This is a genomic window from Mesorhizobium sp. U510 (genome assembly GCF_059180695.1).
In genome coordinates, this window is sequence record NZ_CP180532.1 from 4,025,144 (window position 1) to 4,041,588 (window position 16,445).

General features: G+C 62.7%; 18 protein-coding genes and 1 tRNA gene. 12 read left to right on the top strand and 7 right to left on the bottom strand.

The genetic code is table 11. The annotated features are described in order from the left end of the window. Window positions 1-19: 19 nt before the first annotated feature. The 7 genes from ACLGL5_RS20975 to ACLGL5_RS21005 all read left to right on the top strand — a co-directional run bounded on the left by ACLGL5_RS20975 (window position 20) and on the right by ACLGL5_RS21005 (window position 4,881). Window positions 20-565: a ubiquinol-cytochrome C chaperone family protein gene (locus ACLGL5_RS20975; protein WP_038646279.1), complete on the top strand. Its 546-nt coding sequence runs from the start codon at window positions 20-22 to the stop codon at window positions 563-565. Further along, complete coding sequence (locus tag ACLGL5_RS20980) at window positions 565-1,113, top strand: YceD family protein (RefSeq protein ID WP_069091945.1); 549 nt, start codon at window positions 565-567, stop codon at window positions 1,111-1,113. Before ACLGL5_RS20975 ends, ACLGL5_RS20980 begins: the two co-directional genes overlap by 1 nt. A gap of 113 nt (window positions 1,114-1,226) precedes the next feature. Next, the gene (gene plsX / locus ACLGL5_RS20985) at window positions 1,227-2,297 is read left to right on the top strand and encodes a phosphate acyltransferase PlsX (protein WP_019857626.1); all 1,071 of its coding nucleotides are present in this window, start codon (window positions 1,227-1,229) and stop codon (window positions 2,295-2,297) included. Between the two features lie 9 nt (window positions 2,298-2,306). Continuing rightward, a complete protein-coding gene (locus ACLGL5_RS20990) occupies window positions 2,307-3,278 on the top strand; it encodes a beta-ketoacyl-ACP synthase III (RefSeq protein ID WP_019857627.1) in 972 nt (323 codons plus the stop codon). Between the two features lie 102 nt (window positions 3,279-3,380). Beyond that, the gene (locus ACLGL5_RS20995) at window positions 3,381-3,704 is read left to right on the top strand and encodes an integration host factor subunit alpha (protein ID WP_010915609.1); all 324 of its coding nucleotides are present in this window, start codon (window positions 3,381-3,383) and stop codon (window positions 3,702-3,704) included. A 211-nt stretch (window positions 3,705-3,915) separates the two neighbouring features. Next, window positions 3,916-4,455, top strand: coding sequence for a MerR family transcriptional regulator (locus ACLGL5_RS21000; RefSeq protein WP_027046741.1), 540 nt, complete (start codon window positions 3,916-3,918; stop codon window positions 4,453-4,455). Between the two features lie 123 nt (window positions 4,456-4,578). After that, window positions 4,579-4,881, top strand: coding sequence for an MDR/zinc-dependent alcohol dehydrogenase-like family protein (locus ACLGL5_RS21005; RefSeq protein WP_027046742.1), 303 nt, complete (start codon window positions 4,579-4,581; stop codon window positions 4,879-4,881). Window positions 4,882-4,972: 91 nt separating this feature from the next. Here ACLGL5_RS21005 and ACLGL5_RS21010 read toward each other — a convergent pair whose 3' ends face one another. Further along, complete coding sequence (locus tag ACLGL5_RS21010) at window positions 4,973-5,251, bottom strand: hypothetical protein (RefSeq protein WP_069093389.1); 279 nt, start codon at window positions 5,249-5,251, stop codon at window positions 4,973-4,975. A gap of 387 nt (window positions 5,252-5,638) precedes the next feature. Between ACLGL5_RS21010 and ACLGL5_RS21015 the strand changes: the two genes are divergently transcribed. Then, entirely contained in the window at window positions 5,639-6,061 is a 423-nt protein-coding gene (locus tag ACLGL5_RS21015; protein WP_069091946.1) for a hypothetical protein, read from the top strand. A 162-nt stretch (window positions 6,062-6,223) separates the two neighbouring features. Here ACLGL5_RS21015 and ACLGL5_RS21020 read toward each other — a convergent pair whose 3' ends face one another. After that, on the bottom strand, window positions 6,224-6,838 hold the full coding sequence (locus ACLGL5_RS21020; RefSeq protein ID WP_019857634.1) for a hypothetical protein: 615 nt from the start codon (window positions 6,836-6,838) through the stop codon (window positions 6,224-6,226). A 282-nt stretch (window positions 6,839-7,120) separates the two neighbouring features. Here ACLGL5_RS21020 and ACLGL5_RS21025 point away from each other — a divergent pair, with 282 nt between their 5' ends. The 3 genes from ACLGL5_RS21025 (at window position 7,121) to ACLGL5_RS21035 (ending at window position 8,370) form a co-directional block, all read left to right on the top strand. Next, window positions 7,121-7,405 (top strand): helix-turn-helix domain-containing protein, encoded by a 285-nt coding sequence (locus ACLGL5_RS21025; protein WP_069093390.1) that lies wholly within the window; start codon window positions 7,121-7,123, stop codon window positions 7,403-7,405. A gap of 184 nt (window positions 7,406-7,589) precedes the next feature. Then, on the top strand, window positions 7,590-8,048 hold the full coding sequence (locus ACLGL5_RS21030) for a YbaK/EbsC family protein (RefSeq protein ID WP_069091947.1): 459 nt from the start codon (window positions 7,590-7,592) through the stop codon (window positions 8,046-8,048). A 127-nt stretch (window positions 8,049-8,175) separates the two neighbouring features. Continuing rightward, the gene (locus tag ACLGL5_RS21035) at window positions 8,176-8,370 is read left to right on the top strand and encodes a DUF1059 domain-containing protein (protein ID WP_080643723.1); all 195 of its coding nucleotides are present in this window, start codon (window positions 8,176-8,178) and stop codon (window positions 8,368-8,370) included. A gap of 810 nt (window positions 8,371-9,180) precedes the next feature. On the opposite strand, the gene ACLGL5_RS21040 is transcribed toward ACLGL5_RS21035, so the two are convergent. The 5 genes from ACLGL5_RS21040 to ACLGL5_RS21060 all read right to left on the bottom strand — a co-directional run bounded on the left by ACLGL5_RS21040 (window position 9,181) and on the right by ACLGL5_RS21060 (window position 13,909). After that, a tRNA-Pro gene (locus tag ACLGL5_RS21040) sits at window positions 9,181-9,257 on the bottom strand. 57 nt (window positions 9,258-9,314) lie between these two features. Beyond that, window positions 9,315-10,583 carry an O-antigen ligase family protein gene (locus tag ACLGL5_RS21045; RefSeq protein ID WP_069091948.1) on the bottom strand — a complete coding sequence of 423 codons (1,269 nt, stop codon included), beginning with the start codon at window positions 10,581-10,583 and terminating at the stop codon, window positions 9,315-9,317. Next, window positions 10,580-12,115 carry an undecaprenyl-phosphate glucose phosphotransferase gene (locus ACLGL5_RS21050; RefSeq protein ID WP_494372759.1) on the bottom strand — a complete coding sequence of 512 codons (1,536 nt, stop codon included), beginning with the start codon at window positions 12,113-12,115 and terminating at the stop codon, window positions 10,580-10,582. The genes ACLGL5_RS21045 and ACLGL5_RS21050 overlap by 4 nt, the downstream gene beginning before the upstream one ends. Before the next feature lie 89 nt (window positions 12,116-12,204). Next, window positions 12,205-13,335 (bottom strand): glycosyltransferase family 4 protein, encoded by a 1,131-nt coding sequence (locus ACLGL5_RS21055; protein WP_038646304.1) that lies wholly within the window; start codon window positions 13,333-13,335, stop codon window positions 12,205-12,207. A gap of 10 nt (window positions 13,336-13,345) precedes the next feature. Beyond that, window positions 13,346-13,909 (bottom strand): polysaccharide biosynthesis/export family protein, encoded by a 564-nt coding sequence (locus ACLGL5_RS21060; RefSeq protein ID WP_027046744.1) that lies wholly within the window; start codon window positions 13,907-13,909, stop codon window positions 13,346-13,348. 244 nt (window positions 13,910-14,153) lie between these two features. Between ACLGL5_RS21060 and ACLGL5_RS21065 the strand changes: the two genes are divergently transcribed. Beyond that, window positions 14,154-16,433 carry a GumC family protein gene (locus ACLGL5_RS21065; RefSeq protein WP_494372760.1) on the top strand — a complete coding sequence of 760 codons (2,280 nt, stop codon included), beginning with the start codon at window positions 14,154-14,156 and terminating at the stop codon, window positions 16,431-16,433. Window positions 16,434-16,445 lie beyond the last annotated feature (12 nt).

Consider the following 16,445-nt stretch of genomic DNA (forward strand, 5'->3'; position numbering starts at 1 on the left):
TCCCCGGGAGACCATCCCCATGTTCCAGCGCCTTTTTGGTCGCGAACGCTACGCCAACCGCGCCATAACGGACGCGCTTTACGCACAAATCGTGGCGGCGGCGCGGCAGACTGTATTTTATTCCCACTGGAATGTGCCGGACACACCGCTCGGCCGTTTCGAGATGCTTTCGCTGCATATGTTCCTGTTCCAGCATCGCTTGCGTGGCGAGGGCGGCGTGGCGCAGGAGATCGCCCAGGTGCTGATCGACGAGTTCTTTCTCGACGTCGATCATTCGCTGCGGGAACTCGGCATTGGCGATGTCGGCGTGCCCAAGCGCATGAAGAAACTGGCGAAGATGTTCTATGGCCGCACCGCCGCCTATGATGATGCGCTGGAAAGAAGCGATCGTGACGGGCTGACCGCGGCGCTTGCCCGCAATGTCCGGCCCGATACCGGTCCATGGCCGGAGGCGTCGCAACTGGCCGACTATGTCGCCGACGCCTGCCGGCAACTGGCCGCGCAGCCGTCGCAATCGATCGTTTCCGGCACGGCGGTGTTTCCGCTCGCCAAGGGAGGTGCTTGATGAAACATGCTGATCCGCCTAGTCCGGTTTCCTTTTTCGCGAATGTCGCCCGGCTGCCGCAGAAGGGCCTGCCGGTGGTGATCGAGGCCGATGCCGCCCAGCGCGCCGCGCTTGCCGAGGAGCACGGGCTGCTGTCAGTCGAAGCCTATCGCGCCGAACTCCTCGTCGCTTCCTGGAAACGCAATGGCGTCAAGGTCAGCGGCCGTGTCGAGGCCGATATCACCCAAGCCTGCATCGTCACGCTCGATCCCGTTGAAGCGCATATCGACGAGCCGGTCGAGGCGCTGCTGCTGCCCGAGGATTCCAAGCTTGGGCGGCAGGGGTTCGAGGGCGGCGGCGAGATCCTGCTCGATGCGGATGGTCCCGACAGCCCCGAAACATTCCCCGGCGACACGATCGATGTCGGCGCTCTCGCCGAGCAGTTCTTCGGACTGGCGATCAACCCCTATCCGCGCAAGTCGGGCGCGTCGCTGGATGCCGGCGGCGAGACCGAAGCGGTGGAGAATGAATTTCAGCAAAAACTGCGATCCTTGCTGGGAAAATCCTGAAAACCTCGCCCGCGATGGAAAAGTCGGTTGTGTGAAAACCCAAAACCGCTATTTTCGCCGAACCTTCGCGATCACTAAAGCGACCTGCCGCATAACCGTGAGATAAATACCGCGTGATCAGGATTTCCATCGATGCCATGGGCGGCGATCACGGACCAGCCGTGGTCATTCCGGCGCTCATGACGGTCGCGACTCGCCGTCCCGACATCCGCTTCGTCATCTACGGACGTGAGGAACTTGTGCGCCCCGAACTGGCCAAGTTCCCCAAATTGGCCGAGGTGAGCGAATTCTTCCATTGCGAGATCGCGGTCAGGATGGACGACAAGCCCAGCCAGGCGTTGCGCCATGGCCGCTGGAAGTCGTCGATGTGGAAGGCGGTCGAAGCGGTCAAGTCGGGCGCCGCTGACGCCTGTATCTCCGCCGGCAACACCGGCGCGCTGATGGCGATGTCGAAATTCTGCCTGCGCACCATGGCCACCATCGATCGCCCGGCGATCGCGGCATTGTGGCCGACATTGCGCGGCGAAAGCGTGGTTCTGGACGTCGGCGCCACCATTGGCGCCGATGCGCAACAGCTCATTGATTTTGCCATTCTCGGCACCGGCATGGCGCGCGCCGTATTCGGCATTGCTAGGCCCACCGTCGGCCTGCTCAACGTCGGCGTCGAAGAGATCAAGGGCCAGGAAGAGGTCAAGGAGGCAGGGCGCATGCTGCGCGAGGCCAACATGGCCTCGATGAACTATCATGGCTTTGTCGAAGGCGACGATATCGGCAAGGGTACGGTCGATGTTGTGGTGACGGAGGGCTTCGCCGGCAACATCGCGCTGAAGACCGCGGAGGGCACCGCTCGCCAGATCGCAGGCTATCTGCGCGCCGCGATGAGCCGCACCCTGATGGCCAAGATCGGCTATGTCTTCGCCAAGGGCGCCTTCGATCGCCTGCGCGAAAAGATGGATGTCGGCCGCTCCAATGGCGGCGTCTTCCTGGGGCTGAGCGGCATTGTCGTCAAAAGCCATGGCGGTGCCGATTCGGACGGGTTCGCCGCGGCGATCGAGCTCGGCTATGACATGGTGCGCAACAATCTGCTCGACCGCATCGAAGCCGACCTGGACCTGTTTCATGCGCGCAACCCGCGTGCCCTGTCATCCCGGAAATCCGACGTCGTTACCGACGCGAAGGAATAGGAAAGAACTTTGATCAGATCAGTCGTGCGCGGCACGGGCGCCGCGCTGCCCCGCCGCATCATGAAGAATGCCGATTTCGAGGGCATGGTTGAAACCTCGGACGAGTGGATCGCCCAGCGTACCGGCATCCGCCAGCGTCATATCGCGGCCGACGACGAGACGACGGCTTCCCTGGGAGAGGCCGCGGCACGTGCCGCCCTTGCCAATGCCGGGCTGACGCCTGATGACATCGACCTGATCGTGCTGGCAACGTCGACGCCCAACAACACATTCCCGGCCACCGCGGTCGAGATCCAGAACCGGCTCGGCATGCATCACGGCTTCGCTTTCGACATGCAGGCGGTGTGTTCGGGCTTCGTCTATGCGGTGACGACAGCCGACCTCTACATCCGTGGGGGGCTCGCCAAACGTGTGCTGGTGATCGGCTCGGAAACGTTCTCACGCATCCTCGACTGGAGCGACCGCTCGACCTGCGTGCTGTTCGGCGATGGCGCAGGGGCACTTGTCCTGGAGGCGGGCGAGGGAGCTGGCACGATTGCCGACCACGGTGTCCTGGCGGCCAGCCTGCGCTCCGACGGCGTGCACAAGGACAAGCTTTTCGTCGACGGCGGACCGTCGACCACGGGAACGGTCGGTCACCTCAGGATGGAAGGCCGCGAAGTCTTCAAGCATGCGGTCGGCATGATCACCGACGTCATCGAGGCAACCTTCTCGGCCGCCGGCATATCGGCCGACGATCTCGACTGGTTCGTGCCGCACCAGGCCAATAAACGAATTATTGACGCATCCGCCAAGAAGCTCGGGATAGCAGAGCAAAAAGTGGTGGTTACGGTCGATTTGCACGGTAACACCTCGGCGGCCTCCGTGCCGCTGGCGCTGGCGGTGGCCGTTGCCGATGGCCGCATCAAGAAGGGCGACCTCGTCCTCCTGGAAGCCATGGGCGGCGGCTTCACCTGGGGCGCCGTTCTGGTTCGCTGGTAAGTGCCGAACGGCTCGGTTTCGGTCCTTGACCTTGCCGGATCAATTACTTAGGCTCTGCCGTTGTTGTGCCGATTTTACGTTTTGAACTGATGGGACGGTCGCATGGGGGGAAAGACACTTACGCGTGCCGACCTGGCGGAGGCCGTCTACCGAAAGGTCGGCCTGTCGCGCACTGAATCCGCCGAACTGGTCGAAGCCGTTCTGGACGAAATCTGCGAAGCCATTGTGCGTGGCGAGACGGTCAAGCTGTCGTCTTTCGCGACGTTCCATGTCCGCTCCAAGAACGAGCGCATCGGGCGCAATCCCAAGACCGGCGAAGAGGTGCCGATCCTGCCGCGCCGGGTGATGACGTTCAAATCGTCCAACGTGCTGAAGAACCGCATCTTGCGCTCTCACCAGAACAGCAAGGCAAAGGGCGGCAAATAGCCTTCATTGTACGGTTGAAAACCTGCCCCGCGATCACGCCGGGCTTGAATATTGCTTCACAAACCGCTGAAATAAGGCCCGATTCGGCAGCATGGCCGGATTGGTGTTCCGCGTATGATCCATTCCGCGCAAACGGAATGAGCTTCTCTTTGTTGAGCCTGATCTCGCTGAAGACCGTTCCGGATCACGCTCCAGCGTGAGGATTTCGCCCATGGACAAGAGCCCTGACGCCTTCCGTACCATCAGCGAGGTCGCCGAAGATCTCGACCTGCCACAGCATGTGCTGCGCTTCTGGGAGACACGCTTCAACCAGATCAAGCCGATGAAGCGCGGCGGCGGCCGTCGCTATTACCGGCCGCAGGATGTCGAACTGATCAAGGGCATCCGCCACATGCTCTACGACCAAGGCTACACCATCAAGGGCGTGCAGAAGCTGCTGCGCGAGAACGGCAATCATTTCCTGGTTGCAATCGGCAATGGGGACATGGCCGCCGTCGAGGCGATCTCGCAACGAAAGCAGGCCGATCAGGTGCCTCTGACGCCGGCGGCACAGCCGCGCGGCGGCGATGACGAGCTGGTAGGTCAGCCAAGGGTCAAGCCGAGCCGCCGCTTTTTCGGCCTGGGCAAGAGCGATGAGGAAGGCCCGGTTCAGCCGGACTCGTCGAAACTCTCGCGCGACAATCGCGCGCTGCTGCAGGAGGCGCTGTTCGACCTCCTGGAATGCAAGCGCCTGCTTGACCAGGTGCGCTGACATCAGCGCGAAGCGCATTGAAGCCTCGATACCGGAACCCGCCTCGGGGTGAGGCGTTACGTTTCCTTCTGCAAGACGTCGTTCAGCAAGACGACGTCGCATGGCAAGACAAGGAAACGCATGATGGCATCTTTTTCGACCCTTTCGGACATCGACCTCGAAAAGCAGGTCGCGGCCCTCTCGAGGGAACTCGCGGCGTTGCGCAAGGCGGTGTCAAAGCGGGGTGGCGCCTACTATGAAGATGGCCGCGATGCCGCTTTCGACACGTATTCGGATCTCGCGGGACGCCTGCGCGATGCGATGCCGGCAATCCGCAAACAGGGCAGGGTGGTCGAGAAATCGGCTCGTGACCATCCGGCTGCGGCCGCCGCGGTTGGGCTTGTGGTGCTCGGTCTGGTCGCCAGCCTGCTGTTCAGCCGGCGCTAAGGGGCGCTCTCGGTCATAAGACAAGGAATTCAAACAAGAAAATGGCGGCGGCCCTTGGAGGGTGAGCCGCCATTCTCTTCGCTGTCAGTGGTTACTTCGCGAGCTTGATCTTGGCCTGGGGCGAAACCTGCGCGGTCTGGCTGCATTTGCCATAGACCGTGCCATCCTTATCGGTGGCGTCGGTATAGGTGCCCTTGCACTCGATCGAGAGTACCAGACAGTGGCCGGCGCCCTTGCAAACCGCGCCGCCGTCGCCGGTGGGGTGCGTGCCGTTGGCGAAAGCCGAATTCGTCATCGACATCGAGCCGATTGCCGAAATGGCGATGGCGGCAGCGAGCGAGAGGCGCTTGAAGCTCGAGATGTTGGTCATTTCTGCATTTCCTTCCGTTTGATTGGGGATCGCCTTGCCGGCGTCCGTCTGGTTGGGGATCGCCTTGCCGGCGTCCATGCAGGCTGAGTGCCGCCCTCGAAGGAAAGGTTCATGCGGGCGTGGATAAAAATGCGCGCCGCCCTCGGCAGGGGCTTTGCGCGCCAGTGATCAGCCGTGCTTTGGCATCCCGTACGGAGCGCGTCGGCATGGACGCGCGGGGGATGTCATCGGCATGGGCGTGCGGGGATGTGATCAGAGCGGCAGCCGCCCCAGCACGCGTCGGCATGGTGGTCTCGGGGCAGGTATCGCAGCTCATGGCGAGCGCACGGACGCGGCGGGATTGGGCAGATAGCTCAGCTTCAGGAAAAATCGCGTCACAAGGGCGGGTTGGCGAAGCGTGAGCTGCAATCGCGCGACCGGCAGAACGATGCTGTCTGTCCAGGAGATATCGGCCTGGCCATCATCGGGATGCCTGGCCCTGTTCGCGAAGGCCCGGTCTCGGGCTTGGCATTGCATGACCAGGAGAAGACCAGCCTTGAACAAGAAAACAAGGCCGGTCTTCTCGTTGGCAGTCTGTATTTAGTAGGCCTTCTTCACATGGTGGCGGTGATGAACGTAGTGGTGAACGCGGTGATGACGAACATGGTGATGATGGACGCGGTGATGACGATGATGCTTTGCCATCGGGGCCGCATCGGCGCTCGTCGCACCGATGACCGGCGCCGTGAAAGCGAGTGCAACTGCAAGCCCGAGGGCCGAGAGGAGGGACTTCTTCATGGATCGTTTCCTTCTTTCGCCGGCAGATCTTAAAATCGGGTCGATGGCCCGATCGCCGCGAATGGAATTACGCTCCTGATTTTTTTCGTCAGTATTTCCCGATTGTAGAATTTTGTTTCCGGCGTGTTTCTGGGGACCGGCTTCCCGACACTTTATTGTGAGGGCCGAAAAGCCGGCTCTTGCCGCTGATTTCGGCTACATCGGCGGGATCACGCCATTGTTTCCCACCACGACGCGGCTGGAACTCAGCGTCCCGTCAGCCTCGCGCTGGGCGGTGGCGAAGACCGTCGCGCCCGGCTTGAGATCGGCCGGCGTGGCCGGGGCGAAGGTCACGACGGGCGTGTCGTCGGGGATCGAAATCTTCTTGGTCTGCCCGTTGTCGTAGGTCAGCGTCACGGCGCGCCCGCTTATGTCGGTGACGTCGGCCACGGTGCCGTTGGTCATGCGGCTGTTCGGCTGCAGATCCCAGGGACGGTCGCCTTCGCCGGTGCCTTTCAGGGCGGCTGGGAAAATCACCACCTCCAGCGCGCCGCTGCCGCCATCCGCCTTCGAGACGGAGGCGATGCCGAGGAAGTCGCCCTGCTTGATGTCCTTTTGCGAGGCGCTGGCGACGCCGGAGATCTTCCACCCGGTATTGAGCTTGATCGCGGAGGTGTCGCCCTGGCGGGTTTTGACGGTCAGCAGCGACGGCTCGAAACTGACCACCGTGCCGCGCACGCGTAGCGTGTCAGCCGCCTGGGCGGTCGCCGCTCCGGCGATGAAAAGGCTGGAAATCGTGCCGAGCACGAGGAGGGACGTCTTGAAGTTCATAGTGGGGATCCTTCTGGGAACGGGCCGGCTGGAACCGGATGGTTTTCACGCCGGCGCATCAGAACAACGAACAGGTGGGCCTAAACCTCCGGGCAAAAAGGTGCCGGGCCGTTCAAAAGAACTTGATGGGCGTCGATGTGCGTGGATCGCCTTGCGGGTCCGGTTCACGATAGCGTGACGGCCTGTTTGGCTCTTGGCAAATCGCTGGTGAGCGGGCATGTTCCTGCTCGTCTCAGGCAACGCTCCATTTTGATCAAACTCTTTCAGCCAGCGGAGTTGCCAATGCCCAACAATGCAAAAAGCCATGCCCTCTCCGAACCGTTAGCCAGTGAGATCGGGCCGAATTACACCACCCTCAGAGCCATGCGGGAAACCCGCGGATACAGTGTGGAAGAGCTTTCCCTGACCTGCGGCCTGTCGGTCGGCGAGATCGAGGACATCGAGAACGGCCGGGCGGCCGATCCGTCGAAGCTGCGTCGTATTGCGTCCGCGCTTCGCCTGCCTCAGGACGCCCTCATCGCTGCCGCCGCGCCGATACCGGCCGCGCAAGGCCGACCCCTGGCATAGGCCTGGACCAGCCATACAAAAGAACCCGCCAAGGCCCGCCTGGCGGGTTTCTTGTTGATGTGACGGCGTTCTCTATCAGGCCGGGCTTGCCGATCTACAGATCGCGCGTGTTTATACCTGCGGCATCCAAATCCGCGCCAATCGCGCCTGCCATGTACCGAGGTTGAACCGTGGTTTTTTCGATATGAGCCTGGACTCCGTTCGTGCCTTCTTCGCCGCTCATGCAACTGACATCGAGGTCATTGTCACGCAAGCAAGCTCGGCGACGGTGACGCTGGCGGCGCAGGCGCATGGCGTCCTGCCGGCGCAGATTGCCAAGACGATCTGCCTGCGCGTCGGCGAGCGCACCATGCTGGTGGTGACCAGCGGCATCGCCAGGTTGGACAACCGCAAGTTCAAGGACCAGTTCGGCGGCAAGCCGCGCATGCTGGACGCGGACGAAGTGGTTGCCGCCACGAGCCATCCTGTCGGCGGTGTCTGCCCGTTCGGCCTGCCGGCACCACTGCCTGTCTATTGCGATGTCTCGCTGCGCGAATTCGAAGAAGTGGTGCCTGCCGCCGGAGCCACCAATGCGGCCGTGCGGCTCAGCCCGCAGCGCATGGTCGACCTCACCGGCGCCGAATGGATCGATGTCTGTCAATAGCGATCGAGCGATGCTCCGCATGGCCGAAAAGCTGACGACCCCACCCCATAGACGTAGATTGTTTGCCTCAGCGGGCAGGAGTATGCTGTTTGGTCGCCGAAAACGGCGAGATTTCCAGGAGGAACCGATGGCACGCAAATACATTGACTGCCGAGAATTCCCGAGCGAAATGAAATGCACCGTTGCTATCTCCGCGGATCGGGAGGATGAACTGATCGAGGCTGCGGTACAACACGCTGTGTCTGTTCATGGGGAACACGATACGCCTGAGTTCCGTTCCGAGGTCAGGAAATCTATTCACGAAGGCGCACCTGCTCCCTGAGCCCAGGCGGCTCTGGGTAAAGCTCCGCTCGGCTCTGGCCGTGCGTCCGACGCGACCTTGGTGAAACTTGCGATCGGTCGGCCCCGACGCGCAGGCAACCTCTCGAAGGGGGGCGGGCAATGACCGACAAAGGGCCCGCATACCGGTGAGGTTTTCTTCTATGGAGCGGCCCAGCGGCTTGGTCGTAGCGGGGACTAGCAGCAGTGGCCGCTGGGCCTGACCAGTCTGGCTCGAGGAAGCGCTGTGCTGGCTGACCCGAAGCGTCTGCTCACTCCAATGTAGAGCCAGAGCACATCCGCATGAAGGGCTACCGCCGACAGGTGTAGTGCCACAAGCGCAAGGTGCCTGACGAATTTCAGTGTCACTTCCGCAGCCTCATTCCGCGCCAGCATCCGCTGCCTCACGGTGGCGGGCTTTTAACGGGCACAACGGGAACAAGAGGCTGACGATTCGGTTTCCTTCTTGCAGCGCCGCGGCTACTCCCGCGGCCGGCAGGGGCTGGAAACTTGATATGCAAAACAGAAACAAAGATCCTCCTCCGAAGGAGCCCGACCAGAAGAAGACACCAGTCCCTCATCGCGGCAATCAAGCGCCCTCGGAGCTTGAACATGTCGATCCACCACCGCGAGATGTCCGAGAGGCACCGGTGCCAAATCCAAACGGGGATAAGAAGTCCTGACCGACCGCCAGACGCGAGCGATGCGCCGCCAGCTCGCTGGACGCCACCGAAAGGGAGAGTGTTACCCCCCTGAGTTACCCTAGAGATGGAAAATGAAGGTGGACTTTTGGGGGCAAGTCCTTGTCTTAAAATGGTCGGAGTGGCCGGATTCGAACCGACGACCCCTTGACCCCCAGTCAAGTGCGCTACCGGGCTGCGCTACACTCCGGACCGAGCGCGATGTATCGTGATAACCCTGCCCGGGTCAACCGAAATTCGGCGTTTATTACGCGGGTGTGGATGCGATCGCCGGCGCGCCTCGAAATGCCGGCCGCGACAGCCGCTGATGGCGGTATTCGAGCGCGATGGCGCCCCACACCAGCCCGAGCAGCAGATACATATGGCGCCAGTGGTCGATGTCGATGAAGGTGCCGAGGCCGATATTGCCGATGAAGGCGACATAGGCGCACAACAGATAGGGCTGCCACGGCCGGTCGCGCAGCAGGATGCGGAACCCGGCCACCATGGTCCAGACGACGAGCGTCAGGAACGACACGAAGCCGAGCCAGCCATAATCCATCAGCATTTTCAGCCAGACGTCGTGCGTGTCCTCGCCGAACATCTTGCCGAAGACCAGCGGCCCGATGCCGAACGGATGCTCCATCGCCATCTGGAAGCCGATTCCGTAGCGGGCGAAGCGGCCGAGGCGGGCGGTGTCATAGCTCTGTTCAAGATGCGCGCGGCTGGAGAACATCTCCGACACACCGGGCAATTGCAGGATGACGATGATGGCGACCGTCAGCAGTGCCAGCGCGGCGATGGTCATGATCACCACGCGCAGCCGGAACTTGCCGCTAGCGCTCTGCAGGAACAGGCAGCCGGTGAGCAGCACGGCAGAGACGGCGAACATGCCCCAGGCGCCGCGCGAGAAGGAGAAGAAGATGCCCAATGCGATGATCAGCAGCGGCACCGCCAGCAGCGGCATGCGCGCGATCGATCCTGTCAGGATCAGATAGAGCAGATAGATGCCGGGCAGCACCAGGAACGGCCCAAAGACGTTGGGATCCTGGAAGGCGCCGGCGGCGCGGTCGTATTTGGTGAACATTTCGGCGCCGGGGAAGGCATGGAAATAGCCTGCTATGCCAAGCAGCGAGGTCGCCACCGCCGAGACGACATAGGCATTGAAGATCGGCCGGTAGAGGCCTGGCTGCGTGGCGGTGACCGAGGCGAAGAACACCGCGCTGAAGGCGAGAAACAATGACACGGAGAGATAGAGCGGCGTGAAGGCGAGGTCCGCCATCTGCGTCATGGAGATCATCCCGCCGATGTTCATCGTCACCAGCAGCACCAGAAGCGGCATGGCCGCGCGCGAAATCCGCAGGCCGAAGAGCGCCCAGATGGCGATCAGCCCGGCCATGTAGATTTCGTAGGGCGCCGGCTCGCTGATGACGAAGCCGGACAGAAGGATGCCGACCACCACCGCACTGGAGGAAATCAGGGCGATCAGCTTGGCGTTGACCGCGGCCTGCGGCAGCTCATGGGAAATCGCGCTCAATAGGCGTTTTCCGTGTTGAGCAGCCGGATCGGCGTCAGGAACAGGATTTTGAGATCGAACAGCAGCGACCAGTTCTCGATGTAGTAGAGGTCGTATTCCGTCCGCATGCGGATCTTCTCGTTGGTGTCCATCTCGCCGCGCCAGCCGTTGATCTGCGCCCAGCCGGTGACGCCGGGCTTGACCTTGTGGCGAGCGAAATAGCCGTCGACCACCTCGTTGTAGAGAAGGTTGTGCGACTGCGCGGCGATCGCATGCGGGCGCGGGCCGATCAGCGACAGCGAGCCCAGCAGCGAATTGACGAACTGCGGCAGTTCGTCGATCGAGGTCTTGCGAATGAAGCGGCCGACGCGGGTGACGCGCGGATCGTTCTTGGTCACGGTCTGCTTGGCGGTCGGATCCGACCGGTCCGTGTACATCGAGCGGAACTTGTAGACCTCGATGATCTCATTGTTGAAGCCGTGCCGCTTTTGCTTGAACAGCACCGGCCCCTTGCTGTCGAGCTTGATGGCGATCGCGGTCGCCAGCATCACCGGCGAGAAGACGATGATACCGATCAGCGAGAAAACGATGTCGAAGGCGCGCTTGGCGACCGAATCCCAATCGTTGATCGGCTTGTCGAAAATATCGAGCATCGGCACCGAGCCGATGAAGGAATAGGCGCGCGGGCGGAACTGCAGCGCGTTGGAATGCGCCGAAAGCCGGATGTCGACCGGCAGCACCCACAGCTTCTTCAACAGCTGCAGCACGCGCGTCTCGGCGGTCAGCGGCAGCGACACGATCAGCATGTCGATGCGGGCGATGCGGGCGAACTCGATCAATTCCGAAATTGTGCCGAGCTTGGGATAACCGGCAACGATCGGCGGCGAGCGCTTGTCGGAGCGGTCATCGAAGATGCCGCAGATGCGGATGTCGTTGTAGGGCTGCTTTTCGACAGAGCGAATCAGGATTTCCGCCGCCTTGCCGCCGCCGACGATGACGGCGCGCCGCTCCATGCGGCCGTCGCGCGCCCAGCGCCGGATCAGCCTCGACATCACCAGTCTGAGGCCGAACAAGAGAACGAAGCCGACGACGAACCAGGTGCCGAACAAAAGCCGCGAATAGTCTTCTGACATCTTCGTGGCGAAGGCCGTCAATGCCATCAGGGCGAAGGCGCCGGCCCAGACCAGCAGGATGCGGCCGAAATTGGCGATCGGCCGCATCAGCGAGACCACCTGGTAGCAGTCGGTAACGTCGAGCAGCACCACGGCGAGGAACGACGCGGTGGCGATGGTCACCGGATATTGCCAGGCGAGATAGTTGAAGAAACCGACAAAGTAGAAATAGACGCAGAGCCCCGACAGGAACAGCAGCCCGAATTCGACCATGCGCAGGACGCCGCTGACCATGATCGGCGACATCGTATCGCGCCGGTATTGCGACGCGACCTGCCGGGCGACATCGTTCATGCCGCCGGGCGCATCGCCATCGGTCGGGCCGTCGAATTTACGCACCGCTTCGGGTGAAAAGCGGCGCGCGGGATCGATCTCATTCATGGAACAGTCCGCAAGCTTCCCCGGGGTGAATAGCAAAAGAGAGCTAAGAAACCCTTGAAACAACGCGTGGCTTTGGAAACGCTCAGGCGTTACCTGCCGAGCGCGGCGAAATAGGCCTTCTCGATTTCTGCGGCCATCACGTCGGCACCGAAGCGCGCCCTGAGGCCAGGGCCATCGGGCATCAGGGCGCCATAGGCGGCAAGGTCGGCCAGCGCCTCGCTCATCTTGCCGGCCAGTTCGGCCGGATCGGGGCGGATCAGGGCAGGGGAGCCGGAACCGAAGATCTCCGGTATGCCGCCGACGGAGGTGGCGATCATCGGTCTTGCCGCGGCAAGTGTTTCCAGCACGATATAGGGCATGGCTTCCGCACGGGATGGAACGACGACGAGCTCGGCAAGTGCGAAGGCTTCCCTGGCCGGCATCGGCGACAGGAAGCGGACATGGCCTTGAAGTCCCAGGCGCTTTACCTGCGCGTGGTAGCGCGGCAGGTCGTCGCCGTCGCCGACCATCACCGCGCTCAGTGCGCGGCCAAGCCGCGGGCCGGCGGCGGCCAAAGCGTCGATGAAGATGTCGGGTCCCTTCAGGTCGCGCATCATGCCGATATAGAGCAGATCCGCCGCATCGGGTCCGATGAGTACCGGCTCGAATTCGGCGGCGCGCAGTCCGTTGTAGACCAGTGTGTTGGGGATCGGCGGCTCGCCCACCTTCCTGCGATAGGTTCGCCGCTCGTAGTCCGAGACGAACAGCAGGCAATCGGTGAAATGCGCCATGGAGCGCTCCAGCGCGAAGAACAGCTTCCCCGTGGCTGTCGTTTCGTCATAGTGGAGGGAGCCGCCATGCGGCGAATAAAGGCGGGCTACGCGAGACCTTGATACCCGCAACAAGGAGCCGAACAGACGGGCATAGGCGCCACCCTTGGCGCCGTGCCCATGCAACACGTCCGGCCGCAATTCCTTGATGATCCTGTAGGTGCGCCGGGCCGAGGCGAGATCGCCCGGGCCGACATGGCGCTGCATTGGCGTGCGATGGATGCCGAGCGCCAGCATGTCCTTCATCTGCTCGAACAGGCGCTCTTCGAATTCCCCGCCTGTGGTCGAATCGCAGACGATGCCGACCACATGGCCAGCGGCGACCTGTGCTTCGGTCAGGTCGCGCACATGCCGGAAAATTCCTCCGACCGGTGAACGAAAGCAGTGGACGATCCTGAGCTTGTCCGCCACGTGGTGTCTGTCAGAACAGGCGTTCGCGGACGTAGACGGTATCTCCGGGCAGCAGCGGATCGGATGTCACCACGCGGCCGGTCATCACCTTGCCGTTGATGTCGCGGGTGATGTCGACGCTTTCCTGGTTGGCGCGCGGCGAGAAGCCACCGGCAATGGCGATGGCCTTCTGCACGGTCAGGCCGGGCACGTAGGAATACTGGCCGGCGGCACCCACTTCTCCCATGACGAAGATCGGCCGGTAGCGATCGATCTCGACCGAGACGTCGGGGTCGCGCAGATAGCCTTGCCGCAATTTGTCGGCGATCTCCTTTTCCATCTGCTGCGCGGTGTGGCCACGCGCCGGAATGGCGCCGACAAGCGGGAAGGAGAGGTAGCCGGATTGGTCGACGCTGTAGGTGTTGGTCAGGCCATCCTGCTCGAACACGGTGACGCGGACACGGTCGCCGGCACCGAGACGGTAAGGCTGGTCGAGGACCTCGTGGAAGGCTGCCGGCGTCGGGCGGTAGCTGGAGCAGCCGGCAAGCATCGATACGGCAAGCAGAGCGTGAAAGAGGGAAGCAGTGCTTTTCATGATCGGATACGTACCTTCGACTGGCCGCTGCGGCGTCGCAGCAAACATCTGGGATCGGGTCCGTTATCATCCTGTTAGGGTTAATGGCCGGTAAAGGAGCCGGCCGATAGCGCTGCACGAAGCATTTTTATCGTTTTTCTTGGGCGCCGCCAGTAATCCCTAATGGAGGATTACCGTGATCTTAACGGCTGAGTTACCATAGTTGTTTACGGTGCGTCCTGACCCAGTTTCGGAGTAGGGATGCATGTCCGTTCAGTCCGCGGCCGCAGATGTCGACGTTGACCTCAGGCAGCTCTTCGCCAGCCTGGCGAGGAACTGGCTGCGCATATTGCTCTTCGTTCTGGTGGTGACCGGTCTGGCGTTTGCGTTCGCTTCATTCGCGACCAAGCATTACAAGGCCCAGACGCAGGTGGAAATCGCCCCGCGTGAATCCATCTATACTCGTCCGGCCGGCAGCAACAATGATGGCGACAAGCCGATCCTGGATGAACAAGGCGTCGCCACCCAGGTCCAGATCATTTCGTCCAACGAAATCCTCAAGCAGGTGGCGCAGAAACTCGGCCTGGCGCGGCTGCGTGAGTTCGACGAAACGATCAACATGTCGGCGCTCAGCCGCGTGCTGATCCTGCTTGGGCTGAAGAACGATCCGATGGATGTTCCGGCCGACGAACGCGTGTTGAAGAAGATGCGCGAGAAGCTCAACGTCTTCGGCGTTGAAAAGACCCGCATCATCGCCATCGAGTTCTCCTCCGAGGATCCCAAGCTCGCCGCCGCCATCCCCGACGCGATTGCCGCTGCCTATATTGCGGGGCAGGGCGCGGCCAAGAGCGAATTGAACACCGCCGCCGCCGACTTTCTGGCGCCCGAGATCGCCGACCTGTCGAAGCAGGTCAGGGATGCCGAGGCCAAGGTCGCGGCCTACCGTGCGCAATCCGACCTGCTGATGGGCGGCAACAATGCCACCCTTGCCACCCAGCAGCTGGCCGAGCTGTCGACGGAATTGTCGCGGGTGCGGGCCAATCGCGCCGCGGCCGAAGGCACCGCCGACAGCGTGCGCAAGGCGCTGCAGAATGGCGGCTCGCTGGATTCGCTGCCCGAAGTGCTGTCGTCCGACCTGATCCAGCGTTTGCGGGAACGGCAGGCCGAGCTGCGCGCCACCATCGCCGATCTGTCGACGACGATGCTCGACAATCATCCGCGCGTTCGCGCCGCCAAATCACAGCTCGCCGATCTCGACGCGCAGATACGCAACGAAGCCCAGAAGATCATGAAGGGCCTGGTGATGCAGGCCGACGCCGCCAAGGCGCGCGAAAGCCAGCTCGTCTCCGACGTCAATCAACTGAAGGCGGCTTCGGCGCAAGCCGGCGAGCAGCAGGTCGATCTCGACGCGCTGCAGCGCGACGCCGCCGCCAAGCGCCAGCAGCTCGAGCTCTATTTGACCAATTACCGCGAGGCAGCTTCGCGTCAGGACCGCAATTATGTGCCGGTCGACGCCCGCGTCGCCTCACCGGCTTCGGTGCCCTCCGAGCCATACTTCCCCAAGGTTGGGCCGATCGTTGGCGCGGCTGCTGCGGCTTCGCTTCTGCTCGCGGCCATATTCACGTTGCTCAGGGAACTCTTCTCGGGCCGCGCCATGCGCCCGGCCCCAGGCGCCCGTTTTGCGCCGATCGACGAAGTGGCTATGCCGGCAACGGCGCGCCAGCAGCCGGACGCCCCTGAGCCATCCCGCCTGGAGCCGGTTGTCGCCAGCGGGTTCGTCGATCGTGGCGCCGAGGCGCAATGGCCCGTAGCGGTCACGGAACCGCAGATAGTGATGCAGCCGCGGCCCGTTGCCGAGCCCGAGCCTGCCGTCAAGGCAGAGCCTGTCGCCGAAGTCGAATCGGTTGCCGAGCCGGAGCCGGTTGTCGAGGCCCAGAGGCCGCGCTCGGTGCTCGGTGAGATCGACATCGAGAAGGCCGCGGAAAAGCTGATCGCCAGCGGGGCCGCCCGCGCCATATTCGTTTCGCCCGAAGGCGACGAGGCAGCTGCGTCGGCGATCCTGGTGGCGCGCGAAGTGTCCGACGCCGGCCTGCGCGTCCTGTTGCTCGACCTCACCGCCTCGGGCGCTGCCTCACGGCCGATGCTGGACAGCGGGCTTTTACCGGGGATCACCGACCTGCTCGCCTCGCAGGCGCAGTTCAGCGACGTGATCCATGCCGATCTCTATTCTGATTGCCACGTCATTCCCGTCGGCACCGCCGATCCGGTCCGCGCCATGCGCGCCGCCGACCGGCTGCCGATCATCATGCAGTCGTTGACCACCGCCTATGATCTGGTGGTGGTCGAATGCGGGCCGGCCGACGCGCAAGGCATCAGTCGTCTGGGAGCCGAAACCACCGAGGTGTTCCTGTCCATGCTCGAACCGGACGACGAGGTCACCAAGGCCGCGGTCAAGCTGATCGAAAGCGGTTATCCCGACCTGACGCTGGTGACACCGCTTGGCCACGAGCCGCCGGGCACTCCGGGACGGCGCTCCGCGGCCTGAAACCCGCGCGCT